The organism is Streptomyces sp. BL1 (genome assembly GCF_057628045.1).
The window spans coordinates 1,409,552-1,429,216 of record NZ_JBXYWZ010000002.1 but is presented as its reverse complement, the minus strand read 5'-3'; the positions used below and the strand labels follow the sequence as shown (position 1 = coordinate 1,429,216).

The following is a 19,665-nucleotide window of genomic DNA, read 5'->3' as shown; positions in this document are numbered from 1 at the left end:
CGCGGCGATGCGGGCGCCGAGCTCGGGGGTGCGGGATGGATCCAATATCGGTAGCGCTGTTGGTGGCCTTGGCCAGCGGGGCGGGGGGTGAGCTGGGCCGGCAGACATGGACATCCCTGACCGCGCTGGTGCGCCGTCCCTTCACACGCGCGGGCAGCCAGGGGAACGTGCCGGAAATCGGCTCCGGGCAGCGCGAGTTGGCGGCACTGGAGGCCGCGCCGGATGTCCAGGAACGGGCACAGGCCTTGAGTACCGCACTGGCGGTGCGGGCCGCCGTGGAGCCCGGTTTCGCATCCGCGCTGCAGGAGTGGGCGCAGCATGCCGAGCAACTGCACATCGGCGGGGACGTGCACAACGAGATCAGCGGCGGCGACTTCCACGGCCCGGTGATGCAAGGCAGGGACTTCTCCAACCTGACCTTCCACGCCCCCGCGCCCCCGCCCGAGGCCGCACCTGGTGGCAATGCGGGTGAGGCAGTACCGGAGGAGGAACAGTGACCTCGCGCAGGGGTGCGGAGCCGGGCACGCACAACGAGATCAGTGGCGGGGTGTTCTTCAACGTCGTCGTGCAGGGCCGCAACATCACCCTGCAACTGCCCCGGGAGATCACCCCGGCCCTGGCCGGGCTGCCCCCTGCCTCCCCCGCCTTCACCGGGCGTGCCTCCGAACTGGCGGACTTAACGCACCTGCTGGCCCCAGCTCAGCTCACGCAGGGGGAGGGAGGGGTGGCAATGGTGGCCGGCTTGCCGGGGGTGGGCAAGACCGAACTGGTTGTGCAGGCCGCCCACCAGGCCCTGCAGCGCGGCTGGTTCCCCGGCGGCGTCCTCTTCATCGACCTCTTCGGCTACGACACGCAGCGCCGGCTCGCCCCCGAACAGGCCCTGGCCGCGCTGCTGCGCGACCTGGCGATACCCGATGAGCACGTTCCGCCTGGCCTGGAGGAGCGTGCCCGCCTGTACCGCTCGGTGCTGTCCGCCTACGCCGACCAGGAACGCCCCCTGCTGGTCGTGCTGGACAACGCCCGCACCAGCGACCAGGTCAAGCCCCTGCTGCCGGGCGATTCCCGCACTGCGGCCCTGGTCACCTCCCGCCACACCCTGGCCGACCTCAACGCCCGCCTGCGCGACCTGAATGTCCTGGACCGGCCCGATGCTGTGGAGCTGCTGCGCGAGACCGTCGCCCAGGCCCGCGGGCCGGCCGACACCCGTATCGGGCCGGCGGCCCAAGACGCATCTGCTCTCGCGCAGTTGTGCGGAGATCTGCCACTGGCGCTGCGCATCATCGCCGCGCTGATCGCCGAATTCCCCGCCCGCCCGCTGGCTGATCTGGTCGACGTCCTGGCGGATACCCGGCACCGGGTGCACCGCCTGACCAGCGGCAGCCTCGTCGTCCGCGACGTCTTCGATCTCTCTTACGCCCACCTGGGTGCCGAGCAGGCGCGTCTCTTCCGGTTGCTGCCCCTCAACCCCGGACCCGACCTGGCCACCGAGGTTGCCGCGCACCTCGCCGACACCGACGCCTACACCACCGAGGAATGCCTCCAGGCCCTGGCCCGCGCCCACTTGATCGAACCCGGCGCCGTCTACGGTCGCTGGCGCCTGCACGACCTGCTCCGCCTCTACGCCGACGACCACGGCCGCGACCGTGCGGAAGCCGACAAACGCCCCGATGCCTTGGCCCGCCTGCTACACCACTACCAGGACACCACCGAAGCCGCGGACACCCATCTGGATTCCCAGAGTGAGCCCGCGGACCGCTTCACCACCCGCGACCAGGCACTGGCCTGGCTCGACGCCGAACACACCAACCTGCTCGCCGCCGCCACAGCTGCCCCCACCCTCGGGGACCCCGAATTCAGCCTCAACCTCCTCTACGCCCTGGGCAGATTCCTCAGCTGGCGGCGCTACTTCGAGGACTGGATCACCCTCAGCACCACGGCCCTGCACACCGCCCGCGATGCCGGCCAACCGCACGACGAGGCCACAGCCCTCAACGACCTCGGCTATGCGCTGCAGGGGGTGCGGCGGTTCCAGGAGGCCATCGCCGCCCACACCGACGCCGCCGCCATATTCCGGGAGACCGGCGACCGGCACAGCGAAGGCAGCGCGCTGGGCAACCTCGGCAGTGCGCTGCAGGGGGTGCGGCGGTTCGAGGACGCCATCGCCGCCCACACCGACGCCGCCGCCATATTCCGGGAGACCGGCGACCGGCACAGCGAAGGCAGCGCGCTGAACAACCTCGGCAATGCGCTGGGGGAGGTGCGGCGGTTCGAGGACGCCATCACCCCCCTCACCCAAGCCGCCGCCATATTCCGGGAGACCGGCGACCGGCACAGCGAAGGCAGCGCGCTGGGCAACCTCGGCAGTGCGCTGCGGGGAGTGCGGCGGTTCCAGGAGGCCATCGCCGCCCACACCGACGCCGCCGCCATATTCCGGGAGACCGGCGACCGGCACAGCGAAGGCAGCGCGCTGAACAACCTCGGCAATGCGCTGGGGGAGGTGCGGCGGTTCGAGGACGCCATCGCCGCCCACACCGACGCCGTCGCCATATTCCGGGAGACCGGCGACCGGCACAGCGAAGGCAGCGCGCTGGGCAACCTCGGCAATGCGCTGCGACAGGTGCGGCGGTTCAAGGACGCCATCGCCGCCCACACCCGCGATCTGGAAATCTGTCGGGAGACCGGCGACCGGCACGGGGAAGGCGCGGCGCTGAACAATCTCGGCAGTGCGCTGCGGGGAGTGCGGCGGTTCGAGGACGCCATCGCCGCCCACACACAAGCCGCCGCCATCTACCGGGAGACCGGCGACCGGCACAGCGAAGGCACGGTCTTGTGGAACTTGGCTGCCACGTGCAATGAGCGTTGGAGAGAGCGTCATGATGCGGCCGACGGGATGGATCTCACAGGGCCATAGAGCCCGAACGGGGCCCAATGTCTCGTGAGACATGCGCAGTCTGGAGAAGGACGGCTGGCGGTGCCTGATCTTCCGCAGCGAGGACGGCGTCGAACTACAGGCACGCAGTGGCCGGCTCATCACGCCGGTATTGCCGGACCTCGTCGAGTCTGCACTGCGGCTCCCTGCGGGTGCGGTCCTCGACGGGGTTATGCGAGCTGCTCGGGTGTCGCACGCCCTGTGTGTCTCAGAGATGGGCGCCATCTTGCATCCCGGAGTGTCTCAGAACTTGCCCGTGAGTGACGCCAGTTGCTGACCGGGCCTTGTGCAGGCTATGCCGCGAACGGCCGTGCAAAGCGCGGGGTGTGGTACTGCGGGGCGACCTTGCCGCCGCGGGTGCGGCAGGTGCTGTCGGCGGGCGCCTCACAGGTAGGGCAGTCGAACTATTCGACGGTGGCAGCCGGTTCGGCGAGCTGGGGCATGTCGCAGAACCTATGGGGAGGGGTTTTGTGCGAACCGTGTTTTGCGAGAGATCACGAGAACGGAGATCGGAGGTAAATCGGACATGGTTCTGCGGGGGGACGTGATCTCTCAGAACTACTCATTTCTGTGAGCCGGACTCTGGGTCGTTCGCTGCGAGCCAGCTCCGGATGTCCCCTGCCTCCCGCACACGCCCGAGCCTGAGGAGTAGGTCCGCCTGCAAGCCCAGCACAAAACGGAGCAGTGAAAGGAACTGCGCAGGTACGGCTGCCACGAGCCGGCGGTAGATCTCTACCGCCTCCCCCGTAGCTCGCAGCGCACCAGATGGGTCCTGCTGTGCTCGATAGCGCACCCATGCCCAGACAGTCAGCGAGCGCGCGAGGTCGGGGTTGTAGGCGGCCGGGTTGCCCGCCGCCAGCCGACGCCGGATCTCCACCGCCTCCTCGGTGATGGGCAGGGCCTCCTCCCACCGCCCCACCCCCGACAGATGGTGGCCGAGGTTGGACAGCGAGCGCGCGAGGTCGGGGTTGTAGGCGGCCGGGTTGCCCGCCGCCAGCCGACGCCGGATCTCCACCGCCTCCAGCTCGGCGGTCAGGGCCTCCTCCCACTGCCCCAGCTCCGATAGCCGGACGCCGAGGTTGGACAGCGAGCGCGCGAGGTCGGGGTTGTAGGCGGCCGGGTTGCCCGCCGCCAGCCGACGGTAGATCTCCACCGCCTCCTCGGTGGCGGTCAGGGCCTCCTCCTGCCGCCCCACCGCCGACAGGTCCGCTCCGAGGTTGGACAGCGAGCGCGCGAGGTCGGGGTTGTAGGCGGCCGGGTTGCCCGCCGCCAGCCGACGCCGGATCTCCACCGCCTCCAGCTCGGCGGTCAGGGCCTCCTCCCACTGCCCCACCCCCGACAGATGGTGGCCGAGGTTGGACAGCGAGTTGGCGAGGTCGGGGTTGTAGGCGGCCGGGTTGCCCGCCGCCAGCCGACGGTAGATCTCCACCGCCTCCAGCTCGGCGGTCAGGGCCTCCTCCCACTGCCCCAGCTCCGATAGCCGGACGCCGAGGTTGGACAGCGAGCGCGCGAGGTCGGGGTTGTAGGCGGCCGGGTTGCCCGCCGCCAGCCGACGCCGGATCTCCACCGCCTCCTCGGCGGCGGTCAGGGCCTCCTCCCGCCGCCCCACCGCCGACAGCAAGGCTCCGAGGTTGGACAGCGAGGTGGCTAGGTCGGGGTTGTAGGCGGCTGGGTTGCCCGCCGCCAGCCGACGGTAGATCTCCACCGCCTCCTCGGTGGCGGTCAGGGCCTCCTCCCGCCGCCCGAGCTCCGACAGCAAGGCCCCGTGGTTGGTCAGCGAGGCGGCGAGGTCGGGCTGGTGGGCGGGGTTGGTGCGGGTGAGGTCGCGCCAGGCTTGCAGGGCGTCTTGGCTGGCAGTGAGGGCTGCGTCGCGGAGTCCGGCGTAGGACTGGCGTATCGCGAGGCTCTCGTGGGTGCGGGCGCGGGTGGCGGGGTCGTCGGTGGTGGCCAGACGGTGGCGGGCCAGCCGTACGGTGATGGCGGCGATGCCGACATCGAGGTCGGTGTGCCGGCCTTCGGGGAGATAGGGCTCGATGGCTTCCAGGACGGTGAGGTCGAGGCTGTCGAGGCCGGCCAGCGCGGCGAGGGCGGTGCCGCCCGCGTGCAGGGCGAGTTCTGGGTGGTTCTTGAGCAGGGGGTAGAGCTGACCGGTGGCGAAGTGGGGCCAGCGGCGGGCGGTTTCAATCAGTACGGCCAGAGCGTCGCGGGTCCACGGCACAGCTGTGATGGTGTTGGTGGGGCCGAGGAGGAGGCGTGCGGCGGCCCGGTGGGCCCAGTCGTCGGTGACGGCCCCGGGCACTGGATGGGGGGTGCCGGCGTCGTCGGGGTTGGCTGGGGTGGTCAGGCCGAGGAAATCCTCGCCGAGGCGGTCGGGGTAGAGCGGTTCCAACACGGTGACGGTGTGGGCGGACTCGGCCTGGGGCGGGGGGTAGCAGTAGCGGTGGTCGTCCAAGAGGGTGTTGGCGACGGCGGTGGAGTCGGCAAGCCCGATCTGGTCAAGGGCGGTCTGGCCGTGGGTGCGGGCGAGGGGACGGGTGAGGGTGGCGGTCAGCACGGTGCGGCCCATCGCGTCCGGGGTGGTGGACAGCGGATCGGGGTCACGCCGGTGCAGGGCGCTCCAGTGGGCGCGTTCGCGTTTGAGGAGGTAGGCGGAGGCCCGGGCCGGGTTGGTGGGGGCGCTCTCGTAATGCAGCAGGGCGTCGACGGCGGCCAGGGCGGCGATATGGATGGTCAGGATCTGGGCGTAGTCCTCGTCGATGTTCAAGTCCAGGGGCGGGCCGATACGACCGGCCTGGTCGGGGGGCAGACCGAGATGGTCGGCGAAGCGGTCGCGGGCCTGGTGGAACAGGGCGGCGCGCGCGGATGGGTCATCGGCCAGTGGCAGCAGGGGATGGAGCTCGGCGGAGATGTCGAACTCATCGCCGATCCAGGTGTCCAGGCTCTCCCACCAGATTCCGGCCGGGCGGGCCAGCAGCAGGATCCGCACCGGAGCAATGGTGCGGTGCAAGAGCGGCTCTCGCAGGAGTCTGCGCAGGTCGGGTGTGGGCCAGCGTTCGGCGTAGTCGACCACCAGCAGGATGCCGGTTCCCGTTTCGGGGATCGGGCTGGTGGCGATGGGGTTGGCCCCGGTTTCGTTGACGGAGGCCTGCCACACGGTCCACCCGGCCTCGCGGCTCAGGTCGGCGAAGCGCGCGGCCAGGCGGCTCTTGCCCTGCCCGCCGGGGCCGTGCACCAGCCGGACGGCCAGCCGGGGGGCTGGATCGTCGCGCCAGCGGGCCAAGTCCACGAGGTCGTCGTGGCGGCCGGTGAAGGGCACCACCTGATGGACCGCCCGCAGCAGCCGGGAGGGCTGCTCGGCCAGCACTCGGGCGGACACCGGCCGGGGCGTGGCGGGAAAGTCCTCGATCCGGTAGGCGGGCTTCCACTGGTAGACGAACTGGACGTTCTGGGTGCCGTGATCGCCGACGAGGAACGCGGTTTGGCCGGTGAAAGTGTTGTCGTGCACGCCGCCATCGCCCGCCGGGCCGGCGCCGGGGGTGGTCACGGCTGGGGGCCGAAGCGGACGTCCTGCCGGTTATGGCTGCCGGCCTGGAAGGCAGTGGGGCCATTGAAGGTGTTGCCGGACACCAACCCCAACTCGCCGGCCGGGGCCGGGGCGGCCTCTTCCAGCAGCTGCCGCAGCTGGTCGGCGGCCTGGGCCCGCTGTTCATCATCGTCCAGATCTTCCAGCAGGCTCTCGATGCGGGTGGCCCACACAGCCTCCTGCCGTGTCCTGACACGGTCGACGATACCGGTCTCAGCGGCTTCGAGCTCAGCAGCGCTGCGCTCCAGCCGCTCCAGCTCTCCGCGTTCGCGGGCCGCGTCCCCCCGGCCGAACCACTGTGCCAGCCGGCTGCGCAGTCCTTCCCACGCGTCCGTGCCCGCCGCCTGCACCACCGCGCTGCCCCCTGCCGCGGCCAGTACCGTCATCGCCTCAGCCAGCATCCGGTTCCCCCAAGTTGTCGCGCGGTGCATGCCGGTCGATCCGCGACCGCAGCGACCTGCCGGCATCTACGGAGCGTCTCTACTCAACTTACGCTCAGCAACCGCCTCCCGGCACCCGCGCGCCGCCGCATCTATGGCGGGTGGACAATGCGCGAGGGTGGCCCGGTGAAGTACCTGCCTCGCCGGCCACATCTATGTCGATACCGAAGCCCGCGCTCGTTGCGCGGCGGAAGGCGGACTGCCAGGCCGAGGTCCTCAGCGCCGCCCCGTCATCGCCCAGCTACAGCCACAGCGGCCCAACGGGCTGGCCGTCCTGACTGCCACGGACCAGCCGCAGGCGGCCGACTGGCCCGATCCTGGAGTAGGGCCACCGGCGGCTCCCGCCCTCCAAGGTCAGCCCGCTCCGCCCAGTCCCTCGGCCAGCAGCCGGCCCCGCTTGTAGGCGCGGAGGTCCTCCTCCCCCCCCCGTATTCCCAGATGGACTTGCCACCCCGCGACTCGGCCAGGAACCGGCAGAACAGCATCAGATCACGGGACTACCCCTCAACGCTGTTGTCTGTCGGCACGCCCCAGCTCGGGAGCTCGCGCAGCAACCGGTTGAGCTCCAGGTCGTAGCTGCCGTCGTTCCCAAGCGATGAACGGCTGCCCTTCCAGTACCCTCAAGTGCTGCAAGATGCCCTGCAGTTCCGAACTCGCTCCCGGGCACGAACGCGCTCGGGAGTGGCTGGTGCGGCTCAGCAGAACGGGTGCTGTTCTCGTCATGTGGCTCCTCGTCCAGTCGTGAGACAGCCCTCACGCGTGGATAACGAGAGAGCCGGTGAGACGGAGTGAACAGCTCACATAAATGGCGAGTGCGTCGTCTACACCCGTGAGCGGATCGATTTCCTTGCGATGCAGCGCCGGGCGCTGTCGTCTCCGCGGCGGGCCGTGGCGCTCGCCCACACGATGCCCGTCTCATACGGAGCGTTCGACTGCCTCGCTGAAGAGGGGGCCGATATCCGGGCCCGCCCGTACGACGACCGGCGTGCAGCGATGCTGCGCGTGCTCGACGGCATCAGCCCCCCGATCCAGGCGACCCCGGTCACGTTTGACCCGGAGGTCGCGGCCGAGTGGTTCCGGGTCCTGCCCGAGATGGGTTGTTTGTGCTTATCTGTCGTGTCTCTTACTGCGGCTTGAGGCGTCGGCGGGTGATCAGCGGCAGACACAGAACCGATCTACTTCATGGTGCACAGTGTGTCGAGCGAAGAGCGAGCCCATGAACTCGCGACCGCGCTCCATGCCGCCTGGTCCGACAGTGATCAACCGCTCAGGCCGGCTTCCCGGGAGCTGATGCCAACAACGGAACGTGGCGGGGCCATCCGCCGCTGCCGGGAGGACGGTCGCAGAGTGCCGTCCTTCAAGGCGTGCACCTCGCTCCGAAGCGGCAACGCTGAAGACGCTCGATGAAAGATCACGGAACGCCCTGTCAGGACCCGACCACCGTGCTGGTCACCGTGGAACTTGCGAACCCATTGGTGGTGGTGACACGCAGCAGGAGCCCCTGGCCCGGCGGAGACAGCGACGGGTCGAGGGGCACCACTGGTTCCCGGAGACCGACTCCCACGGTGTGCCAGGTGCGGCCCCGATCGGTGCTTATCTGCGCGAAGTAGGTGTGACCCGCCTCCAGGGCGCCATCGAGTTCGAGCTCGATCCCCAGGGTGCCCTCCCGAACGTCGGAATATCGGGTGCTCAGCACCGAGGGCGGGGGAGGCCCGGCGCGGAATACATCCGCTACTTCTCCCGCCAGTAGGAGTTCCACGGACCGCGCGTCTGCGGCCACGGGGATGACCGCGTCGACCAGACCGGTGCGTTCTTCGTCCGGCGCGAGCTCGGAGTCGAGTGCGACCGCCACCGGGAAATCTTGCGGTGGGGAGTCGCCGGCGCCCCGCACACGCAGTACAGCCGACTCACCCGGGGCGGACGGTAGTCCGGCCTCTGGCCGTGTGGCGATCGGGTTGACATACCGGATGCTGCCCTGTTGTTGGGAAAGGTTCACCGTGGCAACCACGCTGACGTACCGCTGGTTCCCTGTAGGTTCGGCGGACCGGTCGACCGACACCATCCGTTGGGGGTGGCGTTCGTCGGGGCGTCCGCCTCGCGCGACCGCGGCGACCGCCGGCAGGGGCGGTCCGAGCGGACTCAGGGCGGGGGCGATGTCGTCCTCGGCTAGCAGGCGCTGTCGTATCCCCAGATAGGTGTATGCACTGAGCCACTGGAAGTTGCAGTAGGTCATGACGTCGTGCCATTGCGTTCCGGGCAGTGCGGCCATGGGCAGGCCGAGGGTTGGGTCGCCGACGTCGAACCCCATGAACCCCTCGTCGGAGTCAGCGAGTTGGCCCTTCGCGAAGGGGTAGTTTGCGAGGTCGTCCTGTGTCTCCCCGCAGAATCCGGGGTGCCGGCGGCCGAAGGTGTGCCCGAGTTCGTGGCCTCCGTACCAGTCGCCGTAGGTGCCATCGAAGTCCCAGCCCCAGGTGGCCGGTCCGGTGGGCCCGGATGCGACGGTGCCTGGAGAAGGTGTGGTGGGGATGCCGGCGGCGCAGCCACGCATGAAGAAGCCGCCGTCGCCGACGAGACCGTAGTAGTGGGTGCGCTGGTCGGCCCCCGCGTCCATGTCGAGAGCGCGGACGGCGGCAATCTGGGCGTTGATGCTGCCGCAGCCGAAGGGGGCGGCGGGATTCGCGTCGATGGTGTCCTGGGTGGCGATGACCCGACCAACCGGATAAGCCCGCCGCAGCCAGGAGGTGAGTCCCGCGAAGTCCAGGGCTACCGGCGCGAAGATGATCGGAGGTGCACCCTGGCTGTAGCGCAGTCCCAGGATGCGTACGCGCAGCGGTGGACCAGCATGGAACCAGACGGTTGGCCTGAGTTCCGCAGCGACCGTGACCGGATCTCCGGTGTCGGCGTCTACGATGCGCGCCAGACTGATCGCGAGGGGGCCCTGCACCGTGCGGTCGTCAGGAAGCCGGAAGTTGAGACTTCGCGAGACGTCACGACGCCGGGCGGCGAGGTCGGTCTGCCCAGTACCGAGGCTGACGCTGTTCACCGATGGGATCGTCGTGCCGGAATCCGAGGATGTCCGGGTCACCCTGATCTCCCCGCGCACCGTCAGTGCGGAGGCCGCGCGGTTTCCGAGATACAGCCGGACGACTGTCCCTTTGCCCGCGATCAGCGGCACCGACTGGCTGAGGTCCTGGATAGCCTGGGTGACTTCCATACCGTCGAGCCCCAGTACGAACGAGCCAGTACCGGGTGCGGGCTGGCGTACGGCCGAGACCTCTCCCGACGTGTCCGGATGCACGACCTCAACGGTCCTCCCAGCGACCTGCGCCTGCGCGAGCACCCCCACCAGCGATTGTTTGAAGGACCGCTCAGGAGCGGAATCGGTCTGCCTCACCTGGACGAACAGCGCTTCGGACGCCGTAGGCGTCGCGCCTACCCAGCAGCAGGCGGTGGGCCCGCCGGGCCACCACATCAGTTGGTGAACGTAGCCCCTTGTCACAGCCATGATCCAGCCCCGTCGCCGCCGGTTCTACACGGGTTCGATCCGCAGCGCGCCGATCGTCGCGTTGTTGTCCGGGTGAGTCGCCACCACTGCGCGGTAGTTGGTCTGTGCCGTGGCGAGGATCTCCACCAGAGTGGCGGCGAATGTGGAACCTGCCGCCGTGCCATCGTTCGCCACGAGCAGCAGTTCGGCGTTTCCGGGCCTGGGGCCTATCCAGGCACAGCTGTAAACCTTGCCGACCCACAGTTGCTGCACCAGACCTGTTGTCGTGGCCATAGGTTCCCTCGTCGGTGTGTCGGTACTGTCGAGCGAAAGCGAGAACCCTGCTTCAGAGGGGCTCTTTGAGAATCCCGAGTTCCAGTGCGAGGTCGCTGAGATGGCGCAGATCGCCGCGAATGCGGAAACCTCCGGACTGGAACTGCCGCCTGGCATCCTCTTCGCCGTTGATGACGGACCGGATGACATCCGGGTCGCCCAATACCTCGAACAGCGACGGGACTTCGGCATCCGCTTGGGCAGCCGCTACACGAACCTCACCGGCCCCGCCGATCCGGATGCGATAAGCGCCGCCGATCGGTTCCGCGAACGAGAAGGCGATCACACCCGACCTCGCGGACTTACACTCTCGGATCCGCTGCGCCAGTCGCTCCAACGAGCGCTCCAAGTCCTCGCGGACACTCACAGCATCCTGCGTCATGGCGCCCCCCATGGTCCAGCTTGTCCGGATTGAGCACTCTTTCCGGAACTGTGGGGCAGAGACTAGGAAAGGAAGCACTGCTTCAGCAGTCGAAAATCGGCCACATTGGACCTGAGTGGCGCTCACGCGATGTTCGATCAGCAACAAGGGCGGAGCGTCACCGAGCATCCAGCGGTCCACGACCCCATCCTGTGACTGCTCTGCTCCAGGTCAGAACCCCATCGCGCTGGGCTCGTTCCAAGTCGACCAGGGAGGTGTAGCCGCCGTCGACCAGATGCTCGGCGGGCAGCCTGCGCCGCGCCAGGCGGGTGTGGATGCCGGGCAGGGCCTGGCCGTCGTTGGTGGCGTCATCAGACGACAGGTGATCAGCCGTGCCCCCATCCTGCACCGGGCAACGACACTCTCCAGCGCACACCGCCGCCGGCCAAACACAGGTCACACAGCGTGATGACAACGGTCCTCTTCGAGGAACCAAAGGCATGTCTTCTCAACGCGACACCGCATGCTGGATCGCGGAGACACACCACTCAACGTGGTTCCGCCGGAACGAGACACGACCTGCGCGGGACACAGTGTCTGCGGAAACAAGATGGGTGTCGAAGGCTTGGTGATCAAGCATCGAGGGCGGGCCTACTGGGGCGGCAAACGGGACTGGCAGAAACTGAAGCACCCGACCGCGCGCCCCTGACTACGCCTCACTGCCTGCCGGTTCGCTGGCCTCCTCCTGCTCGGCCGCCCTCGCGGCTCGCATGACCGCCTGCTGCGCCTCGTAGAACCCGTGCTCGTCGACGAGCCCCGACTCGTACAGCGCTTCTCGCCATGCGGTTACCGCGGCGCTGGCCTCGTTCCGCAGCCGTACGACCTCTTCCCGCTGCTCGTCTGACAGGTCGATTCCGCTCACTCCTGGCGCGTGCTCGTCCAAGACGGCGTACGCGTTGTTCACGGCGCGGCGGAGTTCGATCAGGTCAGCGTGCTTCTCCGGATCAATGAGGCTCATGCGTCGGAGGGTACGACGGTGCACTGACAAGGCCGGTTTGCTTGCCCTTGTCCGGCCGGCGAGTCACACCGGGTGAGGCTTGCGGTCCCACGGGAGGCTCTGGCCACCGGCGTCGATATCGCGCACGGCCCGGACGCTCCTGGGCTCATGGCCACCTGGCGTCCATGACCGAGCGTCCTTGTCTCCGGCGTATGACGCCTGCTGACTGGTGCACCCATAGGGTTAGTTCCAACGCAGGACAGTCGAGTCTGTTGGAAGAGGGGTTGGCCGTGGCAGGCGAGTGGGAGTTGGCGTGCAGGCGTGCGGAGGAAATTGCTGCCTGTGACCTGCCCCAAGCGCTACGGGGAGTCGGTTCCTGGGACTTCGTAGCCATCCATCATGTGCTGGCTACAGCGCTCATCTCGCTCGGGGCGCGTGAGCCCGGAGGTGTCCAAGGAGTGTCTGTCGGCAGACTGTTGTGGCACCTGGATTGTGGAGACGACGGAGCGGTACTGCGGGAGATGGCAGCTCCCCTGCTGGGCGAGCATGCATGGGCAACCGACATTCCCGCCGAGGCTCAGCCAGAAGTCGCCTGCGAGGACGAGATGTTCGCGGCTTGGAAATGGCTGACCCGCACATGGCCAGACGAGGCCTGGCGTGAGCAGCACGAGACACGGGGCATTGCTTCCGGTGATCCACGGCCAGCGGTTGAGCTCTGTGTCCCTTGGGCTCGGCACACTGTTTTTGCTGCCTTGGACGAGGAACGAGTCCGCCATCCGCGAGGTACTCACGTCCAAGTCGCTGCCGACGCTGAGGAAGCGGCGCATCGCGGCCGGTACGGGCGCATCTTGGAATCGGCGTACGCGTACGACGACGAGACCCGCGACGTGCTGCCCGGTGAGACTCCGCCGGCCTACGAGGTAGAAATCGACATCGGAAGGCAGCAGGGCGAGGCCATACACGCTGTTCTTCCTACTGGCCACCTCGTGCCGGTCACGCCCACAGATGCGCCAGCCGCGTACGGAATCCCGGGCCGCTTCACTGACTCCTTCACCGGCTGCTACGCCTGGGCGCAGATACTCCTCCGCTGGCATCAGGAGAAGTACCCGCACCTGTGGAAGGGCCAGGATCCGTCCCACCCCCTTAACTCCGGACTGGACGAAGAAGAAGCGGAGCTCGTCGAACTACTCCTGACGGTCGTCTTCTACGACGTAGCGCGCACGGTGGGGCTGGACACCCCGGGCGACGGCTCCCGTGTGCATCGCATCCCGCTACACGGCGCCCTGAACCGCCTGTCAGGCGACGTGTCAGAGCTCGGCAACCTGCGGCAGCTGGTGGCGCGCGCGCCCGGCCAGCAGTTTCCCGGTGATGGGATGACACGGTTGCATACCTTGCTGACGCCGATGACGGCGGACTTGTCCCTGCAGGAGCAAGTCCCCTATCTCGCTCGGGACGCCCTCTCCGCGCATATTGCAGCGCTGCCGATGCCAACTGACCTGGCAAAGCGCATGCGTGGCTCGGGGGCTGGAGCAGTTCTGGGCGAGCTCTCCCGCCGGGCCAGGACGGGTGAATGGTCACCAGTACTCGCCGATCGGGCTGAGGCACTGCTTCGGCACTTCGGTAGGCAACAGACGTAGAGCGTGAGCCGCCACCGGCGCGGAGTATCGCCCGCGAACTTCCTGTAAGGGCATGCGGAGCGCCGCAGTTCAGAAGACGATGCGGAGTGCCGTGACGACCAGTACCTCCGCTGAGATGTAGTAGACGACGAAGGCGTCGCCGACGGTGGCTTCGCGATAGTCCCGCTCGCCCTTGATCGGAGTGGAGCCGTGTCCGTACGGGTCGCTGCCGAGAGTCTCGGTCATCGCCTGCTCGAACTGGCTCCTGCGTGCGGGAGCCATCGCTTGGCGGTCAGCTTCCGCCCGGTCCGCGTACTGGATGCGGTATCGGCTCACGCTGCTCCCGAGCCCGGCTCGTCTTGCGGGGTGCATCCAGAGAAGTCGCCAGCGCGCAGGCGGGCCACGACGTCGGCGTCCTCTTCCTCGGCTTCCACCGGCAGAGCCCAGCGCGCCAGAACACGGTGGAGATCCTGCGCTGGAGTGCGCGCGATCTCTGCGTCGTAGGCGGCAACGTCGCTCGCATCCAGAGTTGCTCGAATGCCCTCGATGGTCGCCGGAATCTCGACCAGCTCACCGCGGATGTGTGTCTTCCAGGTGGCTTCTGCGATATCGCCCATACTCCACCTCCTCGCGCTCGCCAGCGTACGCCGTCGTGGCCCCCTGTACAGCGGCTTCAGTCCCGATTGCCTCGCCCGTCGCTGACGGTTCCGTGAGTCCTCGACGCGCCCGGCGTGCTGTCGACCTGCACTGGTCCCCGCGCAGCCTCGCGGTGGCGTTGCCCTCAGGTGCGGGCCCGGACAGTTCGTCCGGGTCGCCCTTCCGTCGAGCGCACAGGCTGATGTTTCGGCGGGGCTGAGTGCTCTGTCCGCGCCCCTACTCCCCTCTGTACCGTTGTAATCGCCTCTCACCAGCAGGAGGAAGCACTGTGCGTGGTCTCGGAGATCACCTGAGCATTGGCGAGCGCATCGCCTTCTACCGGAAGCGTCGTGGGTACACGCAGGAGGTCCTCGCCGGCCTTGTGGGTCGCAGCACGGACTGGCTCGCGAAGATCGAAACCGGCCGTCGGAAGGCGCCGCGTATCGACATGCTGGGGGAGCTGGCACGCGTGCTTCGCGTCCCGCTCGGTGAACTCCTTGGGCAGCCAGGGCTGTTGGAGGACGAGAAGGCGCAGGACGACGTTCCCGCTGTGCGTGACGCTCTGATGAGTCCGCGGCGTCTGTCACGACTGCTGTTTGGCCCGGAGGTCGAGGTACAGCTCCCGAGTCCCGCAGCGTCCGAACCGATCGTTGAGCGGACCTGGGACGACTACCAGGCCGGAAGCCTGGGCAAAGTGATCGCCGCACTTCCCGGACTTCTCCAGACAGCGCAGGAGCTGGAGGATCGGGCCACCCGTTCAGCCGGCGACAGTAGCGACTGCTGGGCCGTCTCGGCTCGTACACACCACCTCGCTGCGACCACGCTCGCGAAGGTCGGCGAATCCGATGTCTCGTGGCTGGCGGCGGAACGAGCAATGCGCGCCGCGGATGAGTCGGGCGACCCGCTCGTGCTTGCCTCTGCAGCCCGATCCGGTACACACGCCCTGTTGGCCAACGGCCGCTACGACGACGCGATGGAGCTGGGGAACACCACCGCACGGTGGCTCTCCTCCCGCGTCGACGAGCAGGACCCGAACGCGCTCAGCCTGCTGGGCATGATCCACCTCCGGGCGGCTGTAGCCGCCGCACGCCACCAGGACCGTCGTACTGCAATGGATCTGCTGAGCAGGGCCGAATCGCTGGCTGCGCGGCTCGGCACCGATCAGAATCTCTGGCAGACCAGCTTCGGTCCGACCAACGTGGTGCTCCATCGCCTGTCCATCGAGCTGGACTTGGAGAACATCTCGTACGTCGTGGCACACGGTGATGTGGCGGTGGATCACATGCCACTGGAGCGCGGGGTCTCGCACCGGATCGACCACGCCCGCGCGCTCTCGCTAGCCGGCCAGGGCGATGACGCCTTCACCGAGCTGCGCACTGCCGAGCGGACTTCACCGCAGCTCGTACGCAACAATCCGAGGGTGCGAGAGACGTTGCGAGATCTCATCAAACAATCCCCCGTGACGGGCGCGGGTCGTTCATCCGAGCTGTTCGTCATGGCTCAACGGTGCAAGGCGGTGCAGTGAGTACGAAGACGCGTGGCGTTCTGGGGGTAGTCGCAACCGGCGCAGGAGGTGTTGAGTCCCTGCGGCAAGGCCTCGTTGAACCGGCCTTGGAGCGCGGCTGGCGCGTTGGAGTGACACTGTCCCCCACCGCGTCTTCGTGGTTGCGGCCCAGCGGCGAACTGGAGCTGCTGGAACAGGTGACTGGTCTGCCCGTCCGAGACAAGCCGAGGATGCCGGCCGAAGCCAGCCCTCATCCAGCCGCAGACTGCTACGTCGTCGCGCCGGCGAGCGCTAATACCGTCGCCAAGCTCGCCACCGGCGCCTCTGACAACCAAGCCCTAACCCAGGTCAATGAGGCGATTGGCACGCTGGACCTGCCCGTCGTCGTCTTCCCCCGGGTCAACGCAGCCCACGCTCGCCACCCTGCTTGGCAGGGACATCTGGACGCGCTGCGGCGGGCAGAAGTGCAACTCGTGTACGGGCCCGAAGTCTGGCCTCTCTACGAACCCCGCGAAGCGCCACCAGGTCGGGAGCTGCCGTGGGAAGCGGTCCTGGACTCCGTCGAGTCAACCGTGAATTAGCATCGCGTCAACGTCACTGACCTGCACCAATAGTGGACCCGGACAGTCTGTCCGGGTCCACTGTCGTCCGTGGGCTGAGGCTTACTCACATGCCGAAGCCGATCGTCCGCAACGGAAGCCAGACAGGCCTCAGTGAGGCCGAGTTCGCTCAACTCGTGGGCTCGCTCAGGAGGGCCCGCAAGGAAACCGAGGCACTACTGCGCCGCGCTGACGCCCTTACTGACCGTCTCGCCTCTGGTTCTCGACCAGTTGCTCAAGCCGGTCGAGACGTTCGCCAAGCTGCTGCAACGCCTCATGGATGACGCCGAGTTCGCCGGAGAGCGCGGTGAAGGCAGGGCTACTGCCGGGCTCCGTACCCAGTGGCTCTGCTGGGTCCCGGACAAACGTTCCGCGCCCTTGCTGAGTGAGTACCAGCCCCTGCTCGCGGAGCTGGCCGTACGCACTCTGCACGGTGTTGAGCTGGACCGTCAGCCCGGAAGCCAGCTGCCGCGCCGCCGGGAGGCGGTCGCCGGGCTTGAGGCGCTTTTCCTCGATGTCACTCCGGAACTTCGCCGCGATCTGCTTCGCCGTGGGCTTGGTCGGAAACGCGCTGAGGTCCATGTCCCGAGCCTAGCTGGCGTCAGTCAATCTCAAGAGCGTCGGGCGGACGCTTGACAAGACGGATTGACTTACGTCAATCTCGAACTGTCCAAGAGAGTCCAAGCACGTCCACGGGCTCGGGACGCACCGCCTCGGCGGAGATTCCTGAAAACAGAAGATGCGCGTGCTTCTGCCGGGTGACGACCCCCGACATGGCCTTCGGAGAGAGACCGGGGGTGAGCGGGGAGGTGACCGGCGGACCGCATCGACATAGTGCAGCTTGCTGCCGGGTGTATTCGGGGTCGACGAACCACAAGGTCCCCCGCCAGACGTCCCCACGTGCTGGCACCCAGCGGCAGAGCAGTACCTCCCCCTTCGCAGCGATGCGCTGCCGGGGCTGTCACAGCCACCCGATCCGAACGCGGCGTTGCCCGCGGTCGGTTGGTGTCTCGGCCGCTCCGAGAGCCGCATCCCCCGCAGGATTGGAGCCTCCGTGAACCACGCCGCCACCGCGTCTGGCCGCAACACCGCCCGCAAGTCCAACGGCCGCCCTGCACTGCGGGTCAGCGCCTTCAAGCCCAGCCACATCACGATCCGCGAGGGTGAACCGGTCACCCTGGTCTGCCCGGACTGCGGGATGTGGACCACCCTGCGGCGCGGGAACCTCATCCGCCCGCACCGCTCCACCAACCACGGCCACGGCCAGCGGGAGACCCGCTGCTCCGGCAGCGGCCAGCCCATCGACGTGGACCTGAGCGCGCAGCAGTGGCAGGACCGCCTGGCCCCGGCCGCGGCTGACGCCGACCAGGCCAAGACTCACCGCGTGACGCGAAAGCCGCGGCGGCCGGTCACCCCGGCGGTCTCGCAGATGCAGGCCGCCAACGCGCCCCTGCGTGTCCTGCTGAATGACCATCAGGGTGACTGCATCCGCTGCCGGAAGGGGCGCCGGTGCGAGCGGGCCACCCTGCTGCTCCGCCAGTTGAATGCCCCCGCCCCGGCCCCCGAGGTGCTGGCCGCCGCCCGCCACACCCGTCATACAGCGGCCTCGACTCGCTGAGCGTTGCCTGATCCGCCCGGACGCGGTGCCGGGCGGTGAGGGGGAGCGCGTCAGCTCCACCACGAAGTGCGCCGCCCGGGACTGGACCTCCCGGACGGCGCTGACAGGCAACCCCAGCGAAAGGACATGCCTGTGATCACCAGCATGGCACGCCCGGTGTGGGCGGCGAACCCCGGTGATTCCGACCCGGACATGAACGAGGCGCTGCGTCGCGCACAGGCCGGGGGTGGTTCCCGGTGACCGACGACGAGCGCAAGCGGCTGGACGACGAGGTCGAGAAGGCCAACAAGCGCAGCGAGGACGACGCGCGCATGCGCCGCTGACCACACACCACATCTCCTGCGGGGCCCGCACTTCGGTGCGGGCCCCGCGTCGTGAAGGAGGTACCTGATGCATGCCCTTCGCCGCCGGACCCGTTGCCGCGCCTACCGGCTGCTGCATCCGCGCCGTTACCGCGCCAGCCAACTCGCCGAACAGCGGCACCAGCTCCTGGACATCGACCCGGACCTGCGTACCGGCCGCCCCGGGCGGCTGGCGCACTGAGGCCGGCCGGTTGCCCGATCCGCCCGGACCCGTGCCGGGCGGTGAGGGGAGCCGCGTCATCGGCTCTACCCCGCGGCGGTGGCCATCCCGCCACCACCTTCTGCGCCCGTCGCTGCGGGGGCGCGTCCTGCCCTTCTCACAGAACAGGATCTTGATCGTGACGACCCTGCAGACGCCCGCCACCGTCACCGCCCTGCCCGCGCGCCGCTGCGCCGCCGCCCATGCCGAGGACCCCAGCGCCTGCGAGGGTGCCCGCGCCGTGGTGCGGATCGTCGACCAGGACGGCGGCGAGGTGACCGGCTGCGTGCGGCACGCCGCCACCCTGTACGCCTCCCTCACCCGCGCCCGCGTCTTCCCCTCCCCGGGACACAACGGCGCGGCCACCGAGGTTCACCGCCGCGCCCAGGCGCTGTCGCCCTTCGCCGGGCGCGCCGCGGCGGCCTGAAACGCCCCGTACGTGCCGCTGCGGCCGGCCATCCCGCCACTTTCGCGCCCGGCGGCAGCGGCCCTCTTCCCTCTCGCCCTTTTCAGAACTGGAGAACCTGCCATGCCCCGCCACCTCACCCTCGTCCGCGCCGTCGACGACGGCCCGACGGGCGCCGAACTGGACGCCATCGAGACCGAGATGCCGCAGATTGCGGACGACGTCGAGCTGCTGGATGTCGAGATCGCGCTGATGAACCAGCCGCCCAACGAGGTCGACGAGAGGCGGCTGCGCCGGGAGCGCAACCGGCTGTTGGCCGCCCGCACCGAGGCGGCCAACCACCGGGAGGTGAGCGCCTGATGGCCTGCTACCGCGAGATCCACAACTGCCACAACGGGCGCGGGGAGTTCACCGCGTGGCTCGTGTCCTGGGCCGCCATCGGCCTGGCGCTGTTCTTCTTCAGCACCGACCTGCCGCTGCCCGCGGTCCTGTGCGGGATCGGCGCCGCTGTGGCCCGGAAGCTGATGGACACGCAGAAGGGGTGCGAGCGGTGAACGCCGCCCCGACACCGCCGATTCCGCACGCTGAAGGGAAGGCC

General features: G+C 68.6%; 20 protein-coding genes and 1 pseudogene. 11 read left to right on the top strand and 10 right to left on the bottom strand.

Features of this window, described 5'->3' with window-relative positions; all coding sequences use genetic code 11:
* Nucleotides 1–167 precede the first annotated feature (167 nt).
* Both AC3AGO_RS06495 and AC3AGO_RS06490 read left to right on the top strand, forming a co-directional pair.
* Entirely contained in the window at nt 168–497 is a 330-nt protein-coding gene (locus tag AC3AGO_RS06495; RefSeq protein WP_487819161.1) for a hypothetical protein, read from the top strand.
* Entirely contained in the window at nt 494–2,911 is a 2,418-nt protein-coding gene (locus AC3AGO_RS06490) for a tetratricopeptide repeat protein (RefSeq protein ID WP_487819160.1), read from the top strand. Before AC3AGO_RS06495 ends, AC3AGO_RS06490 begins: the two co-directional genes overlap by 4 nt.
* Before the next feature lie 311 nt (nt 2,912–3,222).
* Here AC3AGO_RS06490 and AC3AGO_RS06485 read toward each other — a convergent pair.
* From AC3AGO_RS06485 to AC3AGO_RS06475, 3 genes and pseudogenes are all read right to left on the bottom strand, one after another.
* Nucleotides 3,223–3,318 (bottom strand): annotated as a pseudogene (locus tag AC3AGO_RS06485) (zinc finger domain-containing protein); the annotation flags it as partial.
* A gap of 173 nt (nt 3,319–3,491) precedes the next feature.
* A complete protein-coding gene (locus tag AC3AGO_RS06480) occupies nt 3,492–6,434 on the bottom strand; it encodes a tetratricopeptide repeat protein (RefSeq protein WP_487819159.1) in 2,943 nt (980 codons plus the stop codon).
* A gap of 35 nt (nt 6,435–6,469) precedes the next feature.
* The gene (locus tag AC3AGO_RS06475; RefSeq protein ID WP_487819158.1) at nt 6,470–6,943 is read right to left on the bottom strand and encodes a hypothetical protein; all 474 of its coding nucleotides are present in this window, start codon (nt 6,941–6,943) and stop codon (nt 6,470–6,472) included.
* An 810-nt stretch (nt 6,944–7,753) separates the two neighbouring features.
* Here AC3AGO_RS06475 and AC3AGO_RS06470 point away from each other — a divergent pair.
* On the top strand, nt 7,754–8,089 hold the full coding sequence (locus AC3AGO_RS06470; protein WP_487824554.1) for an ATP-dependent DNA ligase: 336 nt from the start codon (nt 7,754–7,756) through the stop codon (nt 8,087–8,089).
* A 289-nt stretch (nt 8,090–8,378) separates the two neighbouring features.
* Here AC3AGO_RS06470 and AC3AGO_RS06465 read toward each other — a convergent pair whose 3' ends face one another.
* The 4 genes from AC3AGO_RS06465 to AC3AGO_RS06450 all read right to left on the bottom strand — a co-directional run bounded on the left by AC3AGO_RS06465 (nt 8,379) and on the right by AC3AGO_RS06450 (nt 12,148).
* On the bottom strand, nt 8,379–10,457 hold the full coding sequence (locus AC3AGO_RS06465) for a hypothetical protein (RefSeq protein ID WP_487819157.1): 2,079 nt from the start codon (nt 10,455–10,457) through the stop codon (nt 8,379–8,381).
* Between the two features lie 24 nt (nt 10,458–10,481).
* Entirely contained in the window at nt 10,482–10,730 is a 249-nt protein-coding gene (locus tag AC3AGO_RS06460; protein ID WP_487819156.1) for a hypothetical protein, read from the bottom strand.
* Between the two features lie 52 nt (nt 10,731–10,782).
* The gene (locus AC3AGO_RS06455; protein ID WP_487819155.1) at nt 10,783–11,151 is read right to left on the bottom strand and encodes a hypothetical protein; all 369 of its coding nucleotides are present in this window, start codon (nt 11,149–11,151) and stop codon (nt 10,783–10,785) included.
* A gap of 688 nt (nt 11,152–11,839) precedes the next feature.
* Nucleotides 11,840–12,148, bottom strand: a complete 309-nt coding sequence (locus AC3AGO_RS06450) for a hypothetical protein (protein WP_487819154.1) — start codon at nt 12,146–12,148, stop codon at nt 11,840–11,842.
* 500 nt (nt 12,149–12,648) lie between these two features.
* Between AC3AGO_RS06450 and AC3AGO_RS06445 the strand changes: the two genes are divergently transcribed.
* The gene (locus AC3AGO_RS06445; RefSeq protein WP_487819153.1) at nt 12,649–13,764 is read left to right on the top strand and encodes a hypothetical protein; all 1,116 of its coding nucleotides are present in this window, start codon (nt 12,649–12,651) and stop codon (nt 13,762–13,764) included.
* Nucleotides 13,765–13,833: 69 nt separating this feature from the next.
* On the opposite strand, the gene AC3AGO_RS06440 is transcribed toward AC3AGO_RS06445, so the two are convergent.
* Both AC3AGO_RS06440 and AC3AGO_RS06435 read right to left on the bottom strand, forming a co-directional pair.
* Nucleotides 13,834–14,079 (bottom strand): type II toxin-antitoxin system RelE family toxin, encoded by a 246-nt coding sequence (locus AC3AGO_RS06440; protein ID WP_487819152.1) that lies wholly within the window; start codon nt 14,077–14,079, stop codon nt 13,834–13,836.
* Nucleotides 14,076–14,360, bottom strand: coding sequence for a hypothetical protein (locus tag AC3AGO_RS06435; protein WP_487819151.1), 285 nt, complete (start codon nt 14,358–14,360; stop codon nt 14,076–14,078). The genes AC3AGO_RS06440 and AC3AGO_RS06435 overlap by 4 nt, the downstream gene beginning before the upstream one ends.
* A 308-nt stretch (nt 14,361–14,668) precedes the next feature.
* Here AC3AGO_RS06435 and AC3AGO_RS06430 point away from each other — a divergent pair, with 308 nt between their 5' ends.
* Nucleotides 14,669–15,904 carry a helix-turn-helix domain-containing protein gene (locus tag AC3AGO_RS06430; RefSeq protein ID WP_487819150.1) on the top strand — a complete coding sequence of 412 codons (1,236 nt, stop codon included), beginning with the start codon at nt 14,669–14,671 and terminating at the stop codon, nt 15,902–15,904.
* Nucleotides 15,901–16,464, top strand: coding sequence for a flavoprotein (locus AC3AGO_RS06425; RefSeq protein ID WP_487819149.1), 564 nt, complete (start codon nt 15,901–15,903; stop codon nt 16,462–16,464). Before AC3AGO_RS06430 ends, AC3AGO_RS06425 begins: the two co-directional genes overlap by 4 nt.
* 216 nt (nt 16,465–16,680) lie before the next feature.
* On the opposite strand, the gene AC3AGO_RS06420 is transcribed toward AC3AGO_RS06425, so the two are convergent.
* Nucleotides 16,681–17,064 carry a GntR family transcriptional regulator gene (locus AC3AGO_RS06420; RefSeq protein WP_487819148.1) on the bottom strand — a complete coding sequence of 128 codons (384 nt, stop codon included), beginning with the start codon at nt 17,062–17,064 and terminating at the stop codon, nt 16,681–16,683.
* A gap of 472 nt (nt 17,065–17,536) precedes the next feature.
* On the opposite strand from AC3AGO_RS06420, the gene AC3AGO_RS06415 reads away from it, so the two are divergent.
* From AC3AGO_RS06415 to AC3AGO_RS06395, 5 genes are all read left to right on the top strand, one after another.
* Complete coding sequence (locus AC3AGO_RS06415) at nt 17,537–18,100, top strand: hypothetical protein (RefSeq protein WP_487819147.1); 564 nt, start codon at nt 17,537–17,539, stop codon at nt 18,098–18,100.
* A 390-nt stretch (nt 18,101–18,490) separates the two neighbouring features.
* Entirely contained in the window at nt 18,491–18,643 is a 153-nt protein-coding gene (locus tag AC3AGO_RS06410; protein WP_487819146.1) for a hypothetical protein, read from the top strand.
* Nucleotides 18,644–18,800: 157 nt separating this feature from the next.
* Entirely contained in the window at nt 18,801–19,088 is a 288-nt protein-coding gene (locus AC3AGO_RS06405) for a hypothetical protein (RefSeq protein ID WP_487819145.1), read from the top strand.
* Nucleotides 19,089–19,190: 102 nt separating this feature from the next.
* On the top strand, nt 19,191–19,427 hold the full coding sequence (locus tag AC3AGO_RS06400; RefSeq protein WP_487819144.1) for a DUF6284 family protein: 237 nt from the start codon (nt 19,191–19,193) through the stop codon (nt 19,425–19,427).
* Nucleotides 19,427–19,621, top strand: coding sequence for a hypothetical protein (locus AC3AGO_RS06395; RefSeq protein WP_487819143.1), 195 nt, complete (start codon nt 19,427–19,429; stop codon nt 19,619–19,621). The genes AC3AGO_RS06400 and AC3AGO_RS06395 overlap by 1 nt, the downstream gene beginning before the upstream one ends.
* Nucleotides 19,622–19,665: the final 44 nt, after the last annotated feature.